The sequence below is a fragment of the Pseudomonas sp. C32 genome (assembly GCF_030417915.1).
Classification (GTDB): domain Bacteria; phylum Pseudomonadota; class Gammaproteobacteria; order Pseudomonadales; family Pseudomonadaceae; genus Aquipseudomonas.
In genome coordinates, this window is the sequence record NZ_JAUHUK010000006.1 from 239226 (window position 1) to 255610 (window position 16385).

Sequence of the window (16385 nt, forward strand, 5' to 3'; positions counted from 1 at the left end):
ACAGAAATAACCGTTTTGACGAACCGCTCGATGAAGCGGTCGAAAAATAACAACAAAAACGTGAGGCTTTGCGGACATGATTACAGCATCGACGGTGCGCAACGAGGCGTTCGAAAGTTGGTTGAGCCAGGTGAACCAGGCCTGTGGGCGTTTCGATGCCCGGGCGCTGGATACTGATTTCTATGGCGAACTGGCGGAGTTTCGCAGCGGTGCGATCAACCTGAGTGTGGTCGACATGGCGCACGTGCATTTGTATCGCACCAGCAAGGACGTCAGCACTAGCAGCGACGGCCACTATTACGCGGTGTTCCAGTTGCGCGGCAGCTCGCACCTGGAGCAGGGCGACAACCGCACGCAACTGGGCTGCGGCGACATCGCCCTGATCGACGCCAGCCGTCCGAGCGACATGATCTACAACGACGATTGCCGGCAGCTGTCATTGATTCTGCCGCGCCAGGTGGTCGAGCGTGGGTCGCATTTCAATGCGGTCAATTGCGCCACGCGCATCGCGGCCAATACTCCCTTGGCGGCCATGGCCAACAAGCTGGTGCTGGACACCCGCCAGCAGGAAGGCCTGGACATGCAGGAAAGCGAAGCGGTACTCGATGCGCTCGCCAGCCTGTTGCTGCCGGGCATCAGCTCCCGTGACTGTGGTGCCGACGCCCATGAGCGGCAATTTCGCAAGATCATCGCCTTCATCGATGCGCACCTCAGCGACGAAGAACTGTGCCCTGAGCTGATCGCCCGTGAAGTGGGGATATCCGTGCGCGGCCTGTACCGGATGTTCTCCAAGCGCGGGTTGGTGGTGGCGCAATACATCAAGCACCGCCGCCTGGATTTCTGCGCCGAAAACCTGCGCCGCGCCGATGTCGAGCAGAAGCTCTCGGCACTGTGTTATGCCTGGGGTTTCTCGGATTCGAGCTACTTCTCGTCGGCCTTCAAATCGCGCTTCGGCGTGTCACCGGGCGCTTATCGCAAGCGCTACAGTCAGATCTGACACCGCAGCTCCTACAGGGACCTCTAGCGAACACAAAACCACTGTAGGAGCTAGCTTGCTAGCGATGGCGGCCTCACGGCCGCCACAAATCCCTCAATGCCGCACCGGCTCATCCACCGGCAAATGCAGCACTTCGCGCACCAGCATGGCGATGCTGCTCACGCCCATCTTTTCCTTGATCTTGGTGCGATGCACGTCAACGGTCTTCACGCTGATGTTCAGCTCGCGGGCAATCACCTTGCTCGCCTTGCCATCGATCACCAGCATCAACACTTCACGCTCACGGCTGGTCAATAGCGCCAGCTTGCCTTGCAGGTTCTGACGCTGTTGCTGATCCGCCTGGGCGTGCACGGCGGTCTTCAGCGCGGCCTGGATGCGGTCGATCATCTGCTGCGGGTTGTAGGGCTTCTCGACGAAATCCAGCGCGCCGTTTTTCATCGCCGCGACCGACATCGGAATGTCGCCATGGGCAGACACGAAAATGGTCGGCAAGGTGCTGCCGCGCTGGTTGAGGATTTCCTGCAACTGAAAGCCGCTGGTTTCCGGCATGCGCACGTCGAGCACCAGGCAGGCGGGCTGCTTGGGGTCGTATTGGCTGAGGAACTCTTCGGCGCCGGCAAAGCATTGCGCCTGCACACTGACAGACTCCAGCAACCACGCCAGGGAAGTGCGCAGGTCTTTGTCGTCGTCAACGATATAAACAATCGGTTTACGGGTTTCCATCGGGGCTGCCACGTATGTTTTTCTAATTATTGTTTTCGCACGCGAGCGTGCGGCACGCATTGGCTCAACTTTCTGTAGCCAGTCTGCAGAATACCCACTGTGGCCGGCCCTTGCGATAAAGAAACCACCTAGTCGACTAGCGGAAACCCAACCTCACCATGGGGATCGTCAGAATAGTTGCGCCGCGTCCGCAGCCTTAGTCTTGTTCCATCACCTACGGGCCGCAAGACAGCGGTCCTCCTGAAGGAAGGGGCATCGACATGGCCGACCTGAGCCAGCAGCAAATCGACTTTCGCAACGCCATGGCGCAGCTGCCTGCTGCGGTGAACATCATCACCACCAACGGCCCTGGCGGTCGTTGCGGCATCACCGCCAGCGCCGTGTGCTCGGTGACCGACTCGCCGCCCACCGTGCTGGTGTGCGTCAACCGCAACAGCGCCACCCACGACGTGTTCCGCACCAACGGCCACCTGTGCATCAACGTGCTGTGTGGCGAGCAGGAAGAGCTGGCGCGTCATTTCGCCGGCATGACCAAAGTGCCGATGGACGAACGCTTCGCCTGGGACCTGTGGGACGACGGCGCCGCCGATGTGCCGGTGCTGCGTGATGCTCTGGTGCAGCTCGAAGGGCGGATCAGCGAGTGCAAGGAAGTGGGTTCGCATTCGGTGATGTTCGTGGAACTGACGAAAGTGGGCGTGCGCGAACCGCGTGACAGCCTGGTGTATTTCAACCGGTTGTTTCATCGCGTTGAGCATGCCGGAGCACATTGCTGAACCCGGCAGCCTCCAGCGCTTGAAACCGCCATCGCCGGCAAGCCGGCTCCTGCAAGGGATGTGTGGATGGCGGAGGACGGGTACACACCGAATCCTGTGGAAGCTGGCTTGCCGGCGATGAGGCCCTTGGCCGCGGTCAGTTACTTTGCGGTGATTACCGACAACTTGGTGATGCCCGCGCGTTCGATGGACGCCATCGTCCGTGCGACTTCGCCATAGTTCACCCCGTTGTCAGCCTGCAACTGCACGCGGACCTCGGCGTCTTTGGCCTTGGCGGCCTTGAGGCTGGTCTCAAGCAGGTCAGGCTGCACTTCGTCCTTGTTGATGAACAACTTGCCTTTGTCATCGATGCTCACCACCAACGGGTCCTTTTGCTCGACCGGCGCCACCGACTCGGTTTTCGGCAGGTTGATCGGTATCGCATTGGTCAGCAGTGGCGCGGTGACGATGAACACAACCAGCAGCACCAACATCACGTCCACCAGCGGCGTGACGTTGATTTCGCTGAGCACCTCGTCATTGTCCTGGGTAGAAAACGCCATCTCAGGATGCCTCCTTGACTTTCTGACCAGCATTGCTGGCACCGGACTTGCCCGCCACAGGGCTTAGCAACACGCGAAAGGCGTGTTTCTGCGCCAGGCTATAGAAGTCATGGGCGAAGTCGTCCAGGTCCGCCGCCGCCAACTTCAGGCGACGCAAAAAGTAGTTGTAGACCAGCACGGCCGGTACGGCGACGGCGATCCCCACGCCGGTCGCGACCAGCGCGGCGCCGATCGGGCCGGCCACCGTTTCGAGGCTGGCCGAGCCCGCGGCACTGATGCCTTTCAACGCCGACATGATTCCCCAAACGGTGCCGAACAGGCCGATAAAGGGCGAGGTGCTGCCGATGCTGGCGAGAATGGCCAGCCCGGTTTCCAGTGAGCGCCGCTCGCGCACGATCTGCTGGCGCAAGGCGCGCTCAAGGCGGTCCTGATGATTGATCGACTGGCTCAGATCGGCGCCTGGGCTGTCGCTGAACTGGATGGCGTTGTAGCCGGCCAAGGCCACGCGGGCCGCCGAGCCGGGCAGGTTGTTGGCGTACTCGGCTGCCGACTCGAGGCTCGAGGCCGCCCAGAATTGCTTGTGGAATTTTCGATCCTGGGCCTTCAGGCGCACAAACTGCAGCCCTTTGAGCAACGCAAGGCCCCAAGTGGCGATGGAGAAGAGGATCAACAGCCAGATCACGGCGTGTTCGATAGATTCAAAAGGCGAGCTGAGCAGGTTCATGGTCGGTGTTCTCTGATATCGGTTGCTTGAGTGGCGGTGCTCCTTTTGTGGGGTGGCCCGCGGCTGCCTGGGTGTTCAGGGGGGTGCTACTTGATCTTGAAGTCGATGGGCACGCTGACCCAACCGTCCTGGGCGACGTCGCCTTGTTTGGCCGGCACAAAACTCCAGCGCTTCACGGCGGCCAGTGCGGCGGTGTCGAGCGAGTCGCGGCCACTGCTTTTCTGCAGCTGGATTTCACCGGGCTTGCCGCTGGACAACACATGCACACGCAACACCACCGTGCCTTCCCAACCGCGACGCATTGCCTGCGATGGATATTCCGGTGCCGGGTTGTGCAGGTAACCGGCGTTGGCCGACGCCGGGGTGACGGGCTGTGGTGCAGGCGGCGCCGCGGGTGCGGGCACTGCGGCCACCGGTGGTGGTGCAACAGGCGCGGGAGGCTGCGGCGTGACGGGTTTGGCAACCGGCTTGGGCGCGGGCTTGACCACAGGCTTGGGCTTGGGGATCGGCTTGGGCGGTGGCGGTTTGACGGCCAGTTCATCTTCCACCGGCGGTGGCGGCTCGACCACCGGTTGCGGTGCCGGCTGGGGGGGTGGCGGTTGCACCACGGGCGGTGCCGGTTGCGAAAATTCAATGGTCATCGGCGGTATTTCCGGTGGCACCACCGGCAGGACCAGCGGCGGCGCCTGGTTGACCCAGACAATCACCGCGCCATGCAGCACCAGCGCCAGCGCCCCCAACAGGACCGCTTCCCGACGACGCAACACGCGTTTCGGGGCGCGTTGCAGGCGTGACAGTGCCAGGGGCTCGCGAAATACCCGGCCAAGGTTCAGCAGTTCACCCAGGGCCGGACCCTGGAATACCTGCGGCAGACTGGCGGGGCTTTGGACATTGCCCATGTGTTTACTCCTGTGCATCTTCAGTATTTTCCATGCTGCAACGGACCGGTCCGGTGCTTAATGCCCCACGAGTTCTTCCAGCAGTTGTTCCTTGTAGCCTTGCAGCACAGTTGAAGCGCGATCCCGCGGATGGGGCAGGTCAACCCTGATTTCGTGCTTGATCCGTCCCGGGTGGGCGTCCATGACGATCACCCGGTCACCCAGGTACAGCGCTTCTTCGATGTCGTGGGTGACCATGATCACGGTGCAGCGTTGCTGCACCCAGATGCGTTGCAACTCGTGTTGCAGGCGTATCCGGGTCAACGCATCGAGCGCGCCGAGCGGTTCGTCGAGCAGCAATACTTTCGGTTTGTTGATCAGCGCGCGGGCAATGGCTGCGCGTTGCGCCATGCCGCCGGAGAGCTGGTGCGGGTAGGCGTTTTCAAAGCCTTCCAGATTCACCAGCGCAATGTGTTCCGCCACCAACCGGTTTTTTTCCGCAGGCGACAGCGGATGGTTTTTCAACGCCAGGGCGATGTTCTGGCTCAGGGTCATCCACGGAAACAAGCGGTGATCCTGAAACACGATGCCACGCTCCAGGCTGGTGGCCACGACCCGTTTGCCGTCGAGCAGCATGTCGCCTGCATAGTCGGCTTCCAGCCCGACGATCAGACGCAGCAGGGTGGATTTGCCGCAACCGCTGGCGCCGACGATGCTGACGAACTCGCCGGGACGCACGTCGAGGTTGATGTTTTCAAGCACCGGCAGAGGCTTGCCTTCGATCCGGTAAACCTTGCTCAGGCCGCGGATCTGCAGCGCACCGGACTGCAAGGAAGTGCTGTGTAGCGGGGCATGTTGGGCAATAGCGTTCATGGAGTGGCCTTTCAACGAATGTTGCGCCAGCGCAGCAATTGGCGGCTCAGGAGGGTGAATAGCAGGGTCATCAGGTAACCGCACAGCCCGATGCACAACACGCTGAGGACAATGACTTCCATGCGTGAACCGGCTTCTGCGTTCATCATCAGGTTGCCCAGGCCAGCGCCGGAGGACAGGAACAATTCGCTGCCCACGGCGGTGACCCAGGCAAACGCAAGGGCTTGCAGTACACCTGTGGCAATGCTTGGCAGCGCTGCGGGCAACAGCACATGACGCAAGCGTTGCCACCGGGTCAGCACCAGCACCTGACCGACTTCGCGGTATCGCACCTCGACATGGCTGAAGCCCTGATAGGTGTTGAGGACCATGGGGTAGAACGCGGCAAGACTGACGATCAACACCTTGGAGAACTCGCCGTTGCCGAACCACATGGCGATCAGCGGAATCCAGCCGAGCATCGGCACCTGTCGGATTGAATGGAACAATGGCCCGATCAACCGATTGGCCACTGCTGACAGCGCCATCAGCACCCCCAGCAACACGCCGAAGAAGATGCCCAGGGCCAAACCGGTGCTGGTGCGAGCCAGGCTGGCCAACAGATTGACCAACAACTCGCCATTGGCCAGCAGTTCGATCAAGGCCGAGCCAATGGCTGACAACGGGACAAAGGCGTAAGCCCCGGCGGCGCCCTGGCGTGACAGATACTCCCAGGCGCCGATCAACAACAGGGGCAGCAGCAAGCCGCGGGAATTGGCAAGTAGTCGAGACATCAGCGGCTCCTAGCGAGTCTGCCAGCGGAACATCCGCTGTTCGAGTTGACGAAAACTGAAGTCGAGTACGAAGCCGATCACACCCGTAACGACCACACCGACCATCACCACATCGATGCGTAGCATTTGCCGGCTCATTTCAATCATCTGCCCCAGGCCACTGTCGGCGGCGAGCAACTCGGTGGCCACCAACACCACCCAGGCACGGGTGAGGCTGATACGGAATCCGGTGATGATCGGTGGCGCGGCGGCAGGCAAGGCAATCTCGCGGACGAACGTCGGCCAGCGCAGTCGATACACGTCAGCCACCTCGAAGTAGCTGCGCGGAATGGCTTTGACGCCTTCGCTGGCAGCCAGTGCCACCGGGAAGAAGGCGGTTTTGGCGACGATGATGATCTTGAAGGTTTCATCGATACCGAACAGCAGCACGAACATTGGGATCAAGGCGATGCTGGGAATCTGGCGCAGGGTATGGAACAACGGCGAGCAGTAGTTCTCGACGTTTTTCGAGAGGGCCATCAGCACCCCGAAAGCCAGGCCTGACAACGAGCCGATAGCGAATCCCAGTCCAAGGCGCGACAGGCTGTTGAGCAGGTGTTCGAGCAACTCGCCACTGACCGACAGGTCTTTGAAGGTTTGCCATACCTGTGCAGGAGGGACCAGCAGGTTGCGCGGGAAAATTCCGGCCTCGGCCACCACTGCCCACAGCAACAGCAGAGCAGCAGGGGAGATGAGCCAGGTCAGGGAGGACAACAGACGTTGGGTACGCATGGCAGGTCTTATTTCGGCGAAGTACCGAAGGGGTATCGCAAGAGCTGTGCCAGCCGCGACGGGTCAGGCAATACATCCTTGCAGGAGCCGGCTTGCTGGCGATAGCTGCGGTGCAAACACCACAAATCGTGCGGTCCGCCATCGCCAGCAAGCCGGCTCCTACAATGGCAATGGTGCTTCATCAGCAGTCGTTGCTGCCCCAGCAACACCTCGCCAGCAGTTTCGTCAGAAGTCGTAACTGACGCTGGTGTAGTAGAACGCGCCCTGGGCACCCTCAGGGCTGGTGATCGAGTACTTCGGTACGCCATACAACTGCGTACCGTCAGCCTTGTCCGGGTGGGTGTCGAACAGGTTGATCGCGCCCAGCGAAACCTTCAGGGTTTTGTTGAAGGTGTAGGACAGGTCCAGGTCGGTTACCCATTGCGGGCTATAGGTCTGGTCCAGGTTCGGATTGGTGGCGTTGAGGCTTTTCCATTCGCCATACCGGCGCTGAGCCACGGTTATGCCCCAACCCTCATACAGCCAGTTGGCACTGAGGATCAATTTGGAGTCTGGCGTGCCGTCTTCGATCAGGCCCTGGGTAGTGCGCCCGACAATCTGCGAGCCCTTGATGTTGCCGACATCACGCAGTGCGGTGATTTTGGTGTTGTTCTGGCTCACGCCGGCGTTGAGGTTCAGGCGTCCGAATTGCTGCAAGTCCAGCTGATAGTTGCCGGCCAGTTCGACACCATCGGTGCGGGTGTCGGCGACGTTGGTGTAGAACGCGGCACTCTGAATGTTCGAGTAAGGCGTGCCGGCGAAAATCGGCGAGACCACCGATGCGGGCAACTGGTCGGACAGGGTGATGCGGTTGTCGATATCGATACGGTAGGCATCCAGCGTCACCGACGCGTTGGCCAGCGGGCGCCAGACCAGGCCCAGCGAGTAGCTGGTGGACTCTTCCGGCTTCAGCGAGGTACCGCCCAACAACGCGGCTTCCGGGCTGTCGGCGCGCAGCGTGCGTTGCTGCACCTCGACGTAATTGCCACTGCCGGGCGGTTGCTCGACCACCTGCACGCTGAACGAGGACAAGCCGCTCTGCACCAGTGACGGCGCGCGATAGCCGGTGCTGGCAGTGGCCCTGGCGGCAATCTGCGGGGTGAAGTCATATCGCAGCGACAGTTTGCCGTTGGTGGTGTCGCCGAAGTCCGAGTAGTGCTCGGTACGCACCGCGACGCCGGCCTGGAATTTCTCGGTGACCTGACCTTCGATATCGACGTAGGCGCCCAGTACATTGCGGTCCAGTGACGCGGCGTCGACCTGGGTAATGCCCGAGTAGTAACCCGGAATGCGGCGACGGGTGATCGGGTCGACGGTGTTGAACAGCGGCCCGTTCTGCCAACCTGCGGCTTCGCCCGCGCTGAGCTCGTAGTTCTCCTCGCGCCAGGCCAGGCCGGCGGAGAGGGTCAGGGGTTTGAACAACAGGTCGGTGGGGAAGTCCCGCACCCAGTCCAGGGTCGCGTTGGTCTGATCGGCCTCACGTTCACCGGTGTAGATTTTCTCCGGGCTGGTGACGCCCCAGCTGGGGTTGATGGCGTTGCGGTCGGTGGAATCCAGGGTGTTGTCGCCGTGGTTGATGGCGAAGTCGAACTTGCCCAGTTGTTCGGTTTCGTAGCGTACGCCACCGGTCAACGCATAGTCTTCGAGCGAGTAGCGGGTGACCGGCAGGCGGCCGTCCGGGTAGCGCTGCAACGCGGTGCTGCCGTAGTTGTTGCGCAGCGTCGTGGGCGGGTCGAAGAAGCCTTCGGCATCGGTGTTTTTATGCGAGTAGGTGGCGAACCCGTAGGCGGTCAGGCCGTCGCCAATGCCGACTTCACTGTTGGCGGCGAAGTTGTATTGGTCCGACACATTGCCCGAGCCCCAGCGCCAGGTGCGGTAGCGGTTGTTCTGCTCGCGGGGTGTGTTGATGCTGGTGGAACCGGGATAAAAGATCCGGTTGTCCGGGTTGGTGTCGCTGGCCGGGTCCTGGCTGCCAGCGTCGAAACTCAGGGTCAGGAAGCCGTCGTTGGGCAGGGCCAGGCCTTTCCAGCCACTGAGTTTGCGCTGGATGCCATCGCCCTTGTCGTAGCCGCCGAAGCGATAGCCGAGGTTGCCGCCGTCGTCTTTCTCCTTGAGCACGATGTTGATCACCCCGGCGATGGCGTCGGAGCCGTACTGGGCCGCAGCGCCGTCACGCAGGATCTCCACGCGCTGGATTGAACTCAGGGGGATCAGGCTCAAATCGACGGCAGCCGCACCACGCCCATTCACCAGGCTTTGGCGAGTGACGTTGGCGCTGGTATGACGGCGCTTGCCGTTGACCAGCACCAACACCTGGTCGGAAGCCAGGCCGCGCAGCGATGCGCCTTGGGCGATGGAGCCGGCAAATGCACCTTGCGGCGATTGCGGGTAGGTGAACGAAGGCGACAGGGCGGTGAGGGCGCCGGACAGGTCACTGGCACCGGTTTCTTCAAGTTGTTTGCTGGTGAGCACATCAATCGGTGCGGCGCTTTCCAGAGCGGTGACATCACTGCGCCGCGTGCCGAGTACTACCACGGTGTCCAGGTGTTCGCTGCTTGCGGCGGGTTGGGTTTCGGCAGCAACGACGGGTATGGCAAAGCTGCCAACGACCAGCGCGATAGCGCCGGCCAGCGGGGTGTGATGGAACATGGGTAAATTCCTTCCAGACGTATGAAGACCCCTTGTAGGCGCTGGCTTGCCAGCGATGGCGGCCGTCAGAGCGATGCAAGGTCTGTGGGCCTCATCGCCGGCAAGCCGGCTCCTACAGGGTTTTGTGTGGTTCCGGAGGACCGGAAATCGATTGTTTGAATGGATACCGGCGGCCCGGAAATCGATGGGTTTTGCGTGGATACCGGCGGCCCGGAAATCGACATGTTTTCTGTAGGAGCCGGCTTGCTGGCGATGGCGGCCTCCATGGCGATGCAAGGCTGGGGGCCTAATCGCCGGCAAGCCGGCTCCTACAGGGATCAGAAGCGGCTGGTCACGCTCAGGCCAACGGTGCGTGGGTCGCCGTAGGTGATGACGTATTGACCAACGGTGCCGTTTGGACGGCCATGGACCTGATAGCGACGGTCGGTGACGTTGTTGACGAAACCGGTGACGCTGAGCTTCTCATCCGGGCTGAACCAGGTCAGGCGGGTGTTGGCCAGGGTGTAATGCGGTTGAGTCAGGGTCTTGTCGACGCTGCTTTGGCGATCGGCGAGGAAGTATTCCTTGTCGCGGAAACTCACGTCGCCGCCGGCCACCAGCTTGCCACCGATCTCCAGCGGGAAGGTGTAGTCGCCACCCAGCGCCACCACGTTACGCGGCGAGCGCACGAAGCTGTTGCCGCTGTAGTCGCCGGTGACTGCACCTGTGTTGGGGTTGGTGTTCTTGAAGTCGGTGTACTCGGTGTCGAGGAAGGACACCGCCGCACGCAAGTGCAGGTATTCCGTCGGTTGCGCCTCGAGCTCAAGCTCTGCGCCCTTGACCGTGCCCTTGGCGCCGTTGGTCAACGCGGTGGTCAGCACCCCGTTGTTGACCGTCAACAGGTTCACCTGGATGTCCGAATAGTCGTAGTAGAAGATGTTGGCGTTGGCCGTCAGGCGATGATCGAACCATTCGGATTTCAGGCCCAGCTCATAGGCATCGAGCTGTTCCGGATCGACCGTGGTCAACTGCGCGAGGCTGGTCGACAGCCCGGTGTTGAAGCCACCGGAACGGAAGCCATGGGCATACCGGAAGAACACCCGCACGTTGTCGTTGATCCGGTATTCCGGCGTCAGGTCATAGGTCCAGGCTTCCCAGGTCTTGTCCTCCTGACGATTGCCGTTGGTACCGACACCGGGCAGCGGCACCAATGGGCCGTTGGCAGTGATGCGGGTCAGTTGGGTCAGGTCAAGATCGATGTCTTTCTTTTCCTGGGTCCAGCGCAGGCCGCCGGTCACGGAGAAGTTATCGGTGAAGTCGTAGGTCAAGTTGCCGAACAACGCATAACTGTCTGTGGTGTGGTCGTAGCTCAAGTCACGGAAGGCAGTGGCGCCGCGCGTCTGATTCGAACCGGTGCCGTTAGGCGTCGGGCCGGGTGTGATAATGCGCTGTGCGGAGCTGTCGAGGTCTTCGTGGAAGTAGTGCGCACCCAGCAACCAGCGCAGGGTTTCCTGCTGCGACGAGGCCAGGCGCAGTTCCTGGGAATACTGCGCGTATTTGTTATCGGCACTCGCCGCGCCGTTGACCTCATAAGGTGTGTAGTCGGCGTCGCTGGTGGACTGCCCGCGAATGTAGTCATAGGCACTGATCGAGGTCAGGGTGTAATCGCCCAATTGCCAGTTCAGGGTCAGCGAAGTGCCGTCGTGATTGAGTTTGGAATCTTCATTCACGTTGATGGCGATATCGCGCCCGCTAGGTCTTTCATAGCCCACATTGTAGTAACGGCCCAAGGTTAGCGAGCCGTTGCTGCCATCACCTTTGTACTCGCGACTGTGGATCTTCAGCAGCGCCTCAAGATCATCATTTATCTGCGCCAGAAACTGCAGGCGCACGGCTTTCTTGTTGACGTCGCCGTAAGTGTTGTCGTCCACCAGGTTCTCCTGGAAGCCGTCACGCTCTTCGGAATACAACGAGACCCGCGCCGCGAGCTTCTCATCCACCAGCGCTCCCCCCAGAGCGCCGCTGACGATGCGTTCGTTCTTGGTGCCAAATCCAATCGTGCCGAAACCGTCCGTGTCGAAGGTCGGTTTTTTGGAGATGACATTCACCGCACCGGCCGTGGTGTTCTTGCCGTACAGCGTGCCTTGCGGACCTCGCAGGATTTCGATGCGTTCCAGGTCGAACAGCGGCCCACCGCCGGCAATGGGCGCGTTCAGATAGACGTCATCGGCGTAGATCCCCACGGGGAAAACCGTTGCAGCGCCGGTATCCCCGGTGCCGAGACCACGGATGTACCAACGTGGCCGGCCATCGCCGTCCGGGTTTTTTGCCGAGGCGTTGGGCACGAAAGTGGTGATGTCGCCCATGTTGCGCACGCCGTCGGCCACCAGGCTGGTGCCTTGTACCGCGGAGACGGCCACCGGCACTTCCTGCAGGGTTTCTTCCTTGTGTTGGGCGGTGACGGTCACGGTCTTGAGCGAAGGCTCGGTTGCGGTTTTCTGGCTGTCCACTTCTGTGGCTTCTGCTGCCAGCAATCCCTCGCTGACGCCGCCCCCGGCCAGCAACAAGGTTAGCCAGATACTCTTGGTGATCGGATTAAGTTTATGCATTTATATTTCCCCCAATAAAGTTTCGCTAGTAGGGGTAGAGCAGAGATCGTGCCAAGAGGTTTTACGAGTGATTTTGTTTTGTTAAGTGACTGTATTTAAAGGGTTATGTTGTTATTGAAAGTTGTGTTTGTGGAGATTTTCCAGCGTTTTTTTAGTTAGGCTGCGGGCGAGTTCAAGAGCCTGTCAGCTATTCAGCAGAAAGTTGTTTGGTGGGTGTTGCTGGAGCAGCAGGCGTCGCAGGAAAGAGTGTTGCCTGGCCAGCAATTCATTGGCCGTGGGGACGCCATCGCCAGCAAGCCGGCTCCTACCGGTCGTGCGCAAACCATGTAGGAGCCGGCTTGCCGGCGATGGCGGTATTACAGGCGATGAGGCACTCAAACCGCCAGGCGGGAAGTGGAGCCAATGACATTTTCCAGCACGCTGAAATCGATCCAGTCGCGCACATCGAATCGTCGCGGGATGAAATCCCAGCGATGCAGGAAATCGGTGAAATCCTGCAACGCTTCGATGGAGCGCGAATCCAGCGTGGTGCGCAAGCGCCGATGGGCGTCTTCACCGTAGGCGGCGGCTACCCAATACTCACTGGTGTTCAGTTCACGGGCCAGGAAGCGTCGGGTTTCATCCGGATTGGCCCAGGCCCATTGCTCGGTGCGCAGCACGGTATCGACGATTTTCACGCTGGCGTCGAAATGCTCGTGCAGCAAATGGGTGTCCACGGTCAGGGTTCGGGGCGTGCCGTTGTTCGAGCGAATCAGCGGGTCCGGATGGGAGCCGGTATCGACCACCACCTGCAAGCCGAACTCATGGGCCAGGTGCACCGCATGCGCGCCCTTGAGAAAAATCGCGTCGATGTCACCGCGCAGCAAACCGATCAGCTCATTGTTGCGCTTGCTGACGCGGGTGACTTCCAGGCTGACTTCCGAACCATAGACATGCTGCTTCTGATCGTCGCTGTAGGTCCCGCCATAGGGGTAGTCCACCAGTTCGACGTCGGCCACTGTCAGGCCTTCGAGCTTAAGGGCGTTTTCCAGGCCGCGCAGGGCTTGGGCACGGGTGAAGTCAATCTGCACGTTGGCCCATTTCGGCAGGCCGAAACGACGGTTTTTCAGGTCGCGAATGCTCTTGATTCCGCTTTCCTCGGTGGTCAGGATCAACTGCACCTCGTCACTCCAGGACAGCCCCAGTACCCGGGTTTGTACGCCGCTGGCATAGGCCCAGATGGCCGGGATATTGCCGCCATGACGCACCGAGTTTTTCAGGTGATGGTCGTAATGGGCTTCGCGAACTTCCCGCTCGCTGGACTCGCGCAGGGATTGGATGTTGGTGCCGAACGGCAGAAAGGCTTCCGCCAGTCGACCGGACTGCACGGCGATGCCAAGCCCCGTGGGAACAGGGCTATGGGTGTACCAAAGCGTATCGAGTGGCTTGCTCATAAAGGCCTTCAGTTCGAATCCATGAAACCTGGCGGGTTATCCGGCCAGTGCGGTGGGTGTTTGCAGCAACGCATCCAGCGGTCGACGATCGATCCAGTCGCGCACGTCGAAGCTTTTCGGGATGAAGCGCCAGCGATGCAGGAAGTGGGTGAAGTCCTGCAAGGCGTCGATCGCCTGTTCATCCAGTTCAGTGCGCAGGCGCAGGTGAGCGTCGTCGCCATACGCGGCGCTGACCCAATACTCACTGCTGTTGGTTTCGTGGGCGAGGTAGCGGCGGGTGTCCTGCGGATTTTTGTGGGCCCAGTGTTCGGCGCGCCGCACGGAATCGAGAATCCCGGTGGCGACATCGAAATGCTGGTCCAGCAGGTTCAGGTCCACCGCCAGGGTGCGCGGGGTGCCGTTGTTGCTACGGATCAGTGGTTCGGGGTGCGAGCCGGTGTCGATGACCGTGTGCAGGCCGAATTCATGGGCGTGCCGGGCGGCGCTGGCGCCCTTGAGGAAGATCGCGTCGACTTCACCTCGCAACAAGCCGACCAACTCAAGGTTGCGACCTTCGACACGTTGGGTGCTGACCGGCGTGCCGTTGACGGTGCTCACCTGCGGGTCGCTGAAGGTGCCGGCGTACTGGAAATTCACCAGTTGCACATCGCCGACCTGCAGGCCTTCGAGTTTCAGGGCGTTTTCCAGGCCGCGCAGGGCCTGGGCACGGGTGAAGTCGATCTGCGCGCCGGCCCAGTCAGGCAAGCCGAAACGGCGTCCCTTGAGGTCCTTGACGGTGTTGATGCCGCTGTCGGGGCGGGTCAGGATCAATTGCACTTCGTCGGCCCACGACAGGCCGATGACCCGCGTCTCACGGCCTTGGGCACGGGCCCAGATTGCCGGGATGTTGCCACCGTGGCGTACCGAGTTGCGCAGGGTATGGTCGAAATGCGACTCACGCACGGCCTGGTCGCTGGATTCGCGCAGTGACTGGACTTGCGTGCCCAGCGCGCCGACGGTGTCTTGCAGCCAGCCTTTTTGCACGGCAATGCCCAGCCCGGTAGGGACCGGGCAACGGGTGTACCACAGCGTGTCGAGGGGTTGAGTCATCAGTGTTTCTCCCGCAGCGCTCAGGCGCTGGCTTTCAATTGAGATGCCGTTTGGACGGCAGGGCGTTGGTGCACCAGCGGCAGGACTTCCTGGCCGATACGCAGGGCTTCTTCCAAGTGGGGGTTGCCGGCGAGGATAAAGGTCGAGAAGCCGGCGTCGCGGTACTCCACCAGGCGTTCGGCGATGTTCTCGTGACTGCCCACCAGACCCACGGTCGGACCCGGTTTGGCCTTGGCGAAACCGGCCCACAGGTTCGGTCCGATGATCAGGTCGTCGAAGCGGTCGATGTTCTGGTGGTAGGCGGTCTGGCGTGCGCCACCGACCGAATCGGATCCACTGGTGAAACCCTTGGCCACCGCGCTGCTCTTGCCTTCGAGCCTGTCGAACTGGCGACGCAAATCTTTCCACGCCAACTCTTCGGTTTCCCGGGCGAACAGGTCTACCCGCAGGCCGAAGCGCACGCTGCGACCCTGTTTGTCTGCCAGTTCACGCACGCGTTCGATGTGCGGCTTGAGCTTGTCGATGGGCTCCGCCCAGTTCAGGTAGACGTCGGCATGTTTGGCGGCCACGTCGAGGGCTGCGTCGGAGAAACCGGAAAAATACACCCCGGGTTTGCGCTCATTTTGCAGACCGTGGGGCAGGGCGCCGTTCTCCAGCTGATAGATATCGCCGTCGTAGGAGAAACGCTCGTTCTGCCAAAGCCCCTGGATGATGTCGAGGAATTCGCCGGTACGTTTGTAGCGCAGGTCATGTTCCAGGAAGTCGCCATTGGCCCGCTGACTGGCTGGGTTGCCGCCGGTGATGATGTTCCACTCCAGGCGACCGCGGCTGAGGTTCTGCAAGATAGCCGCTTGTTGCGCGGCATAGGCCGGCAAGGTCCAGGTGGCCTGGAACGCGATCAGGAATTTGATGCGTCGGGTTTCCCGGGCGAGGGCGGCTGCGGCGATCCATGGCTCGGGGCCGGTAGGCAACAAGGCGCCTTCGAAACCGGCCAGTTCGGCGGCCTTGGCGACTTGGGCGATGTAATCGATGTAGGTGAAGTCATCCGGTTCACCGTTTGGCAGGCGCCCGGGTGCGATGTTGCCGGGGCGATAGTGCGGGTTGCCGCGGTTGTGTTTGTCGGTGGTCAGTTGCGGACCATCGGTGCCCAGCGGCAGGCGCCAGAAAAATTCAGTGCTCATGGGGTGCTCCTGATTCAATTACCCGTTGCCTCGCGCAGGTGCGAGGACGTCTTGTGGGGGTGATTGCAACGGACATGCCATGGTCGAAAAGCGGGGGTTCTGGCCAGTAGGGCCGGACGTTTGGCGGGGAATCCCGGAGGGAAGGCAGGCGACGGTGCTGCTGTAGCAGCAGCCCGTCAGCAATGGGTGTTCAGGGTGCAACAAGCAATGTTAATCGCCCGTGCATCTGTAGGAGCCGGCTTGCTGGCGATGAGGCCACTGGAATTTATGCGATCTTGAGGGCGCCATCGCCGGCAAGCCAGCTCCTACAAGTCCGCGTTGTGAACCCGATTTTGTAGGAGCCGGCTTGCTG

Annotated in this window: 14 protein-coding genes; 2 read left to right on the forward strand and 12 right to left on the reverse strand. The window is 61.2% G+C overall.

Features of this window, described 5'->3' with window-relative positions:
- Nucleotides 1–76: 76 nt before the first annotated feature.
- Complete coding sequence (gene feaR / locus QYH43_RS09735; RefSeq protein WP_095056729.1) at nucleotides 77–997, forward strand: transcriptional regulator FeaR; 921 nt, start codon at nucleotides 77–79, stop codon at nucleotides 995–997.
- Nucleotides 998–1090: 93 nt separating this feature from the next.
- Here feaR and QYH43_RS09740 read toward each other — a convergent pair whose 3' ends face one another.
- Nucleotides 1091–1720, reverse strand: a complete 630-nt coding sequence (locus QYH43_RS09740; protein WP_095057683.1) for a response regulator transcription factor — start codon at nucleotides 1718–1720, stop codon at nucleotides 1091–1093.
- Nucleotides 1721–1980: 260 nt separating this feature from the next.
- Here QYH43_RS09740 and hpaC point away from each other — a divergent pair, with 260 nt between their 5' ends.
- Entirely contained in the window at nucleotides 1981–2493 is a 513-nt protein-coding gene (gene hpaC / locus QYH43_RS09745; RefSeq protein ID WP_095057684.1) for a 4-hydroxyphenylacetate 3-monooxygenase, reductase component, read from the forward strand.
- Between the two features lie 140 nt (nucleotides 2494–2633).
- Here the strand turns inward: hpaC and QYH43_RS09750 are convergent, their stop codons facing one another.
- The 11 genes from QYH43_RS09750 to QYH43_RS09800 form a co-directional block, all read right to left on the reverse strand.
- Nucleotides 2634–3035 (reverse strand): biopolymer transporter ExbD, encoded by a 402-nt coding sequence (locus QYH43_RS09750; RefSeq protein WP_301156943.1) that lies wholly within the window; start codon nucleotides 3033–3035, stop codon nucleotides 2634–2636.
- 1 nt (nucleotide 3036) lies between these two features.
- Nucleotides 3037–3759 (reverse strand): MotA/TolQ/ExbB proton channel family protein, encoded by a 723-nt coding sequence (locus QYH43_RS09755; RefSeq protein WP_095057686.1) that lies wholly within the window; start codon nucleotides 3757–3759, stop codon nucleotides 3037–3039.
- 86 nt (nucleotides 3760–3845) lie between these two features.
- Nucleotides 3846–4658, reverse strand: coding sequence for an energy transducer TonB (locus tag QYH43_RS09760; protein ID WP_301156944.1), 813 nt, complete (start codon nucleotides 4656–4658; stop codon nucleotides 3846–3848).
- A gap of 57 nt (nucleotides 4659–4715) precedes the next feature.
- A complete protein-coding gene (locus QYH43_RS09765; RefSeq protein ID WP_301156945.1) occupies nucleotides 4716–5510 on the reverse strand; it encodes an ABC transporter ATP-binding protein in 795 nt (264 codons plus the stop codon).
- Between the two features lie 11 nt (nucleotides 5511–5521).
- On the reverse strand, nucleotides 5522–6283 hold the full coding sequence (locus QYH43_RS09770) for an ABC transporter permease (protein ID WP_095151365.1): 762 nt from the start codon (nucleotides 6281–6283) through the stop codon (nucleotides 5522–5524).
- A gap of 9 nt (nucleotides 6284–6292) precedes the next feature.
- Nucleotides 6293–7054 carry an ABC transporter permease gene (locus QYH43_RS09775; RefSeq protein ID WP_095057690.1) on the reverse strand — a complete coding sequence of 254 codons (762 nt, stop codon included), beginning with the start codon at nucleotides 7052–7054 and terminating at the stop codon, nucleotides 6293–6295.
- Between the two features lie 225 nt (nucleotides 7055–7279).
- Nucleotides 7280–9742, reverse strand: coding sequence for a TonB-dependent siderophore receptor (locus QYH43_RS09780; RefSeq protein WP_301156946.1), 2463 nt, complete (start codon nucleotides 9740–9742; stop codon nucleotides 7280–7282).
- A 317-nt stretch (nucleotides 9743–10059) separates the two neighbouring features.
- On the reverse strand, nucleotides 10060–12330 hold the full coding sequence (locus tag QYH43_RS09785) for a TonB-dependent receptor (protein WP_095057692.1): 2271 nt from the start codon (nucleotides 12328–12330) through the stop codon (nucleotides 10060–10062).
- 374 nt (nucleotides 12331–12704) lie between these two features.
- The gene (locus tag QYH43_RS09790) at nucleotides 12705–13763 is read right to left on the reverse strand and encodes an ABC transporter substrate-binding protein (protein ID WP_095057693.1); all 1059 of its coding nucleotides are present in this window, start codon (nucleotides 13761–13763) and stop codon (nucleotides 12705–12707) included.
- Between the two features lie 36 nt (nucleotides 13764–13799).
- A complete protein-coding gene (locus tag QYH43_RS09795) occupies nucleotides 13800–14852 on the reverse strand; it encodes an ABC transporter substrate-binding protein (RefSeq protein ID WP_095151361.1) in 1053 nt (350 codons plus the stop codon).
- A 20-nt stretch (nucleotides 14853–14872) separates the two neighbouring features.
- Complete coding sequence (locus tag QYH43_RS09800) at nucleotides 14873–16033, reverse strand: LLM class flavin-dependent oxidoreductase (RefSeq protein WP_301156947.1); 1161 nt, start codon at nucleotides 16031–16033, stop codon at nucleotides 14873–14875.
- Between the last annotated feature and the right edge of the window lie 352 nt (nucleotides 16034–16385).

Excerpts from the sequence above, each read along its gene's own strand:
- feaR (WP_095056729.1), top strand. The coding sequence starts at position 77 with ATGATTACAGCATCGACGGTGCGCAACGAGGCGTTCGAAAGTTGGTTG.
- QYH43_RS09740 (WP_095057683.1), bottom strand. The coding sequence starts at position 1,720 with ATGGAAACCCGTAAACCGATTGTTTATATCGTTGACGACGACAAAGAC.
- hpaC (WP_095057684.1), top strand. The coding sequence starts at position 1,981 with ATGGCCGACCTGAGCCAGCAGCAAATCGACTTTCGCAACGCCATGGCG.
- QYH43_RS09750 (WP_301156943.1), bottom strand. The coding sequence starts at position 3,035 with ATGGCGTTTTCTACCCAGGACAATGACGAGGTGCTCAGCGAAATCAAC.
- QYH43_RS09755 (WP_095057686.1), bottom strand. The coding sequence starts at position 3,759 with ATGAACCTGCTCAGCTCGCCTTTTGAATCTATCGAACACGCCGTGATC.
- QYH43_RS09760 (WP_301156944.1), bottom strand. The coding sequence starts at position 4,658 with ATGGGCAATGTCCAAAGCCCCGCCAGTCTGCCGCAGGTATTCCAGGGT.
- QYH43_RS09765 (WP_301156945.1), bottom strand. The coding sequence starts at position 5,510 with ATGAACGCTATTGCCCAACATGCCCCGCTACACAGCACTTCCTTGCAG.
- QYH43_RS09770 (WP_095151365.1), bottom strand. The coding sequence starts at position 6,283 with ATGTCTCGACTACTTGCCAATTCCCGCGGCTTGCTGCTGCCCCTGTTG.
- QYH43_RS09775 (WP_095057690.1), bottom strand. The coding sequence starts at position 7,054 with ATGCGTACCCAACGTCTGTTGTCCTCCCTGACCTGGCTCATCTCCCCT.
- QYH43_RS09780 (WP_301156946.1), bottom strand. The coding sequence starts at position 9,742 with ATGTTCCATCACACCCCGCTGGCCGGCGCTATCGCGCTGGTCGTTGGC.
- QYH43_RS09785 (WP_095057692.1), bottom strand. The coding sequence starts at position 12,330 with ATGCATAAACTTAATCCGATCACCAAGAGTATCTGGCTAACCTTGTTG.
- QYH43_RS09790 (WP_095057693.1), bottom strand. The coding sequence starts at position 13,763 with ATGAGCAAGCCACTCGATACGCTTTGGTACACCCATAGCCCTGTTCCC.
- QYH43_RS09795 (WP_095151361.1), bottom strand. The coding sequence starts at position 14,852 with ATGACTCAACCCCTCGACACGCTGTGGTACACCCGTTGCCCGGTCCCT.
- QYH43_RS09800 (WP_301156947.1), bottom strand. The coding sequence starts at position 16,033 with ATGAGCACTGAATTTTTCTGGCGCCTGCCGCTGGGCACCGATGGTCCG.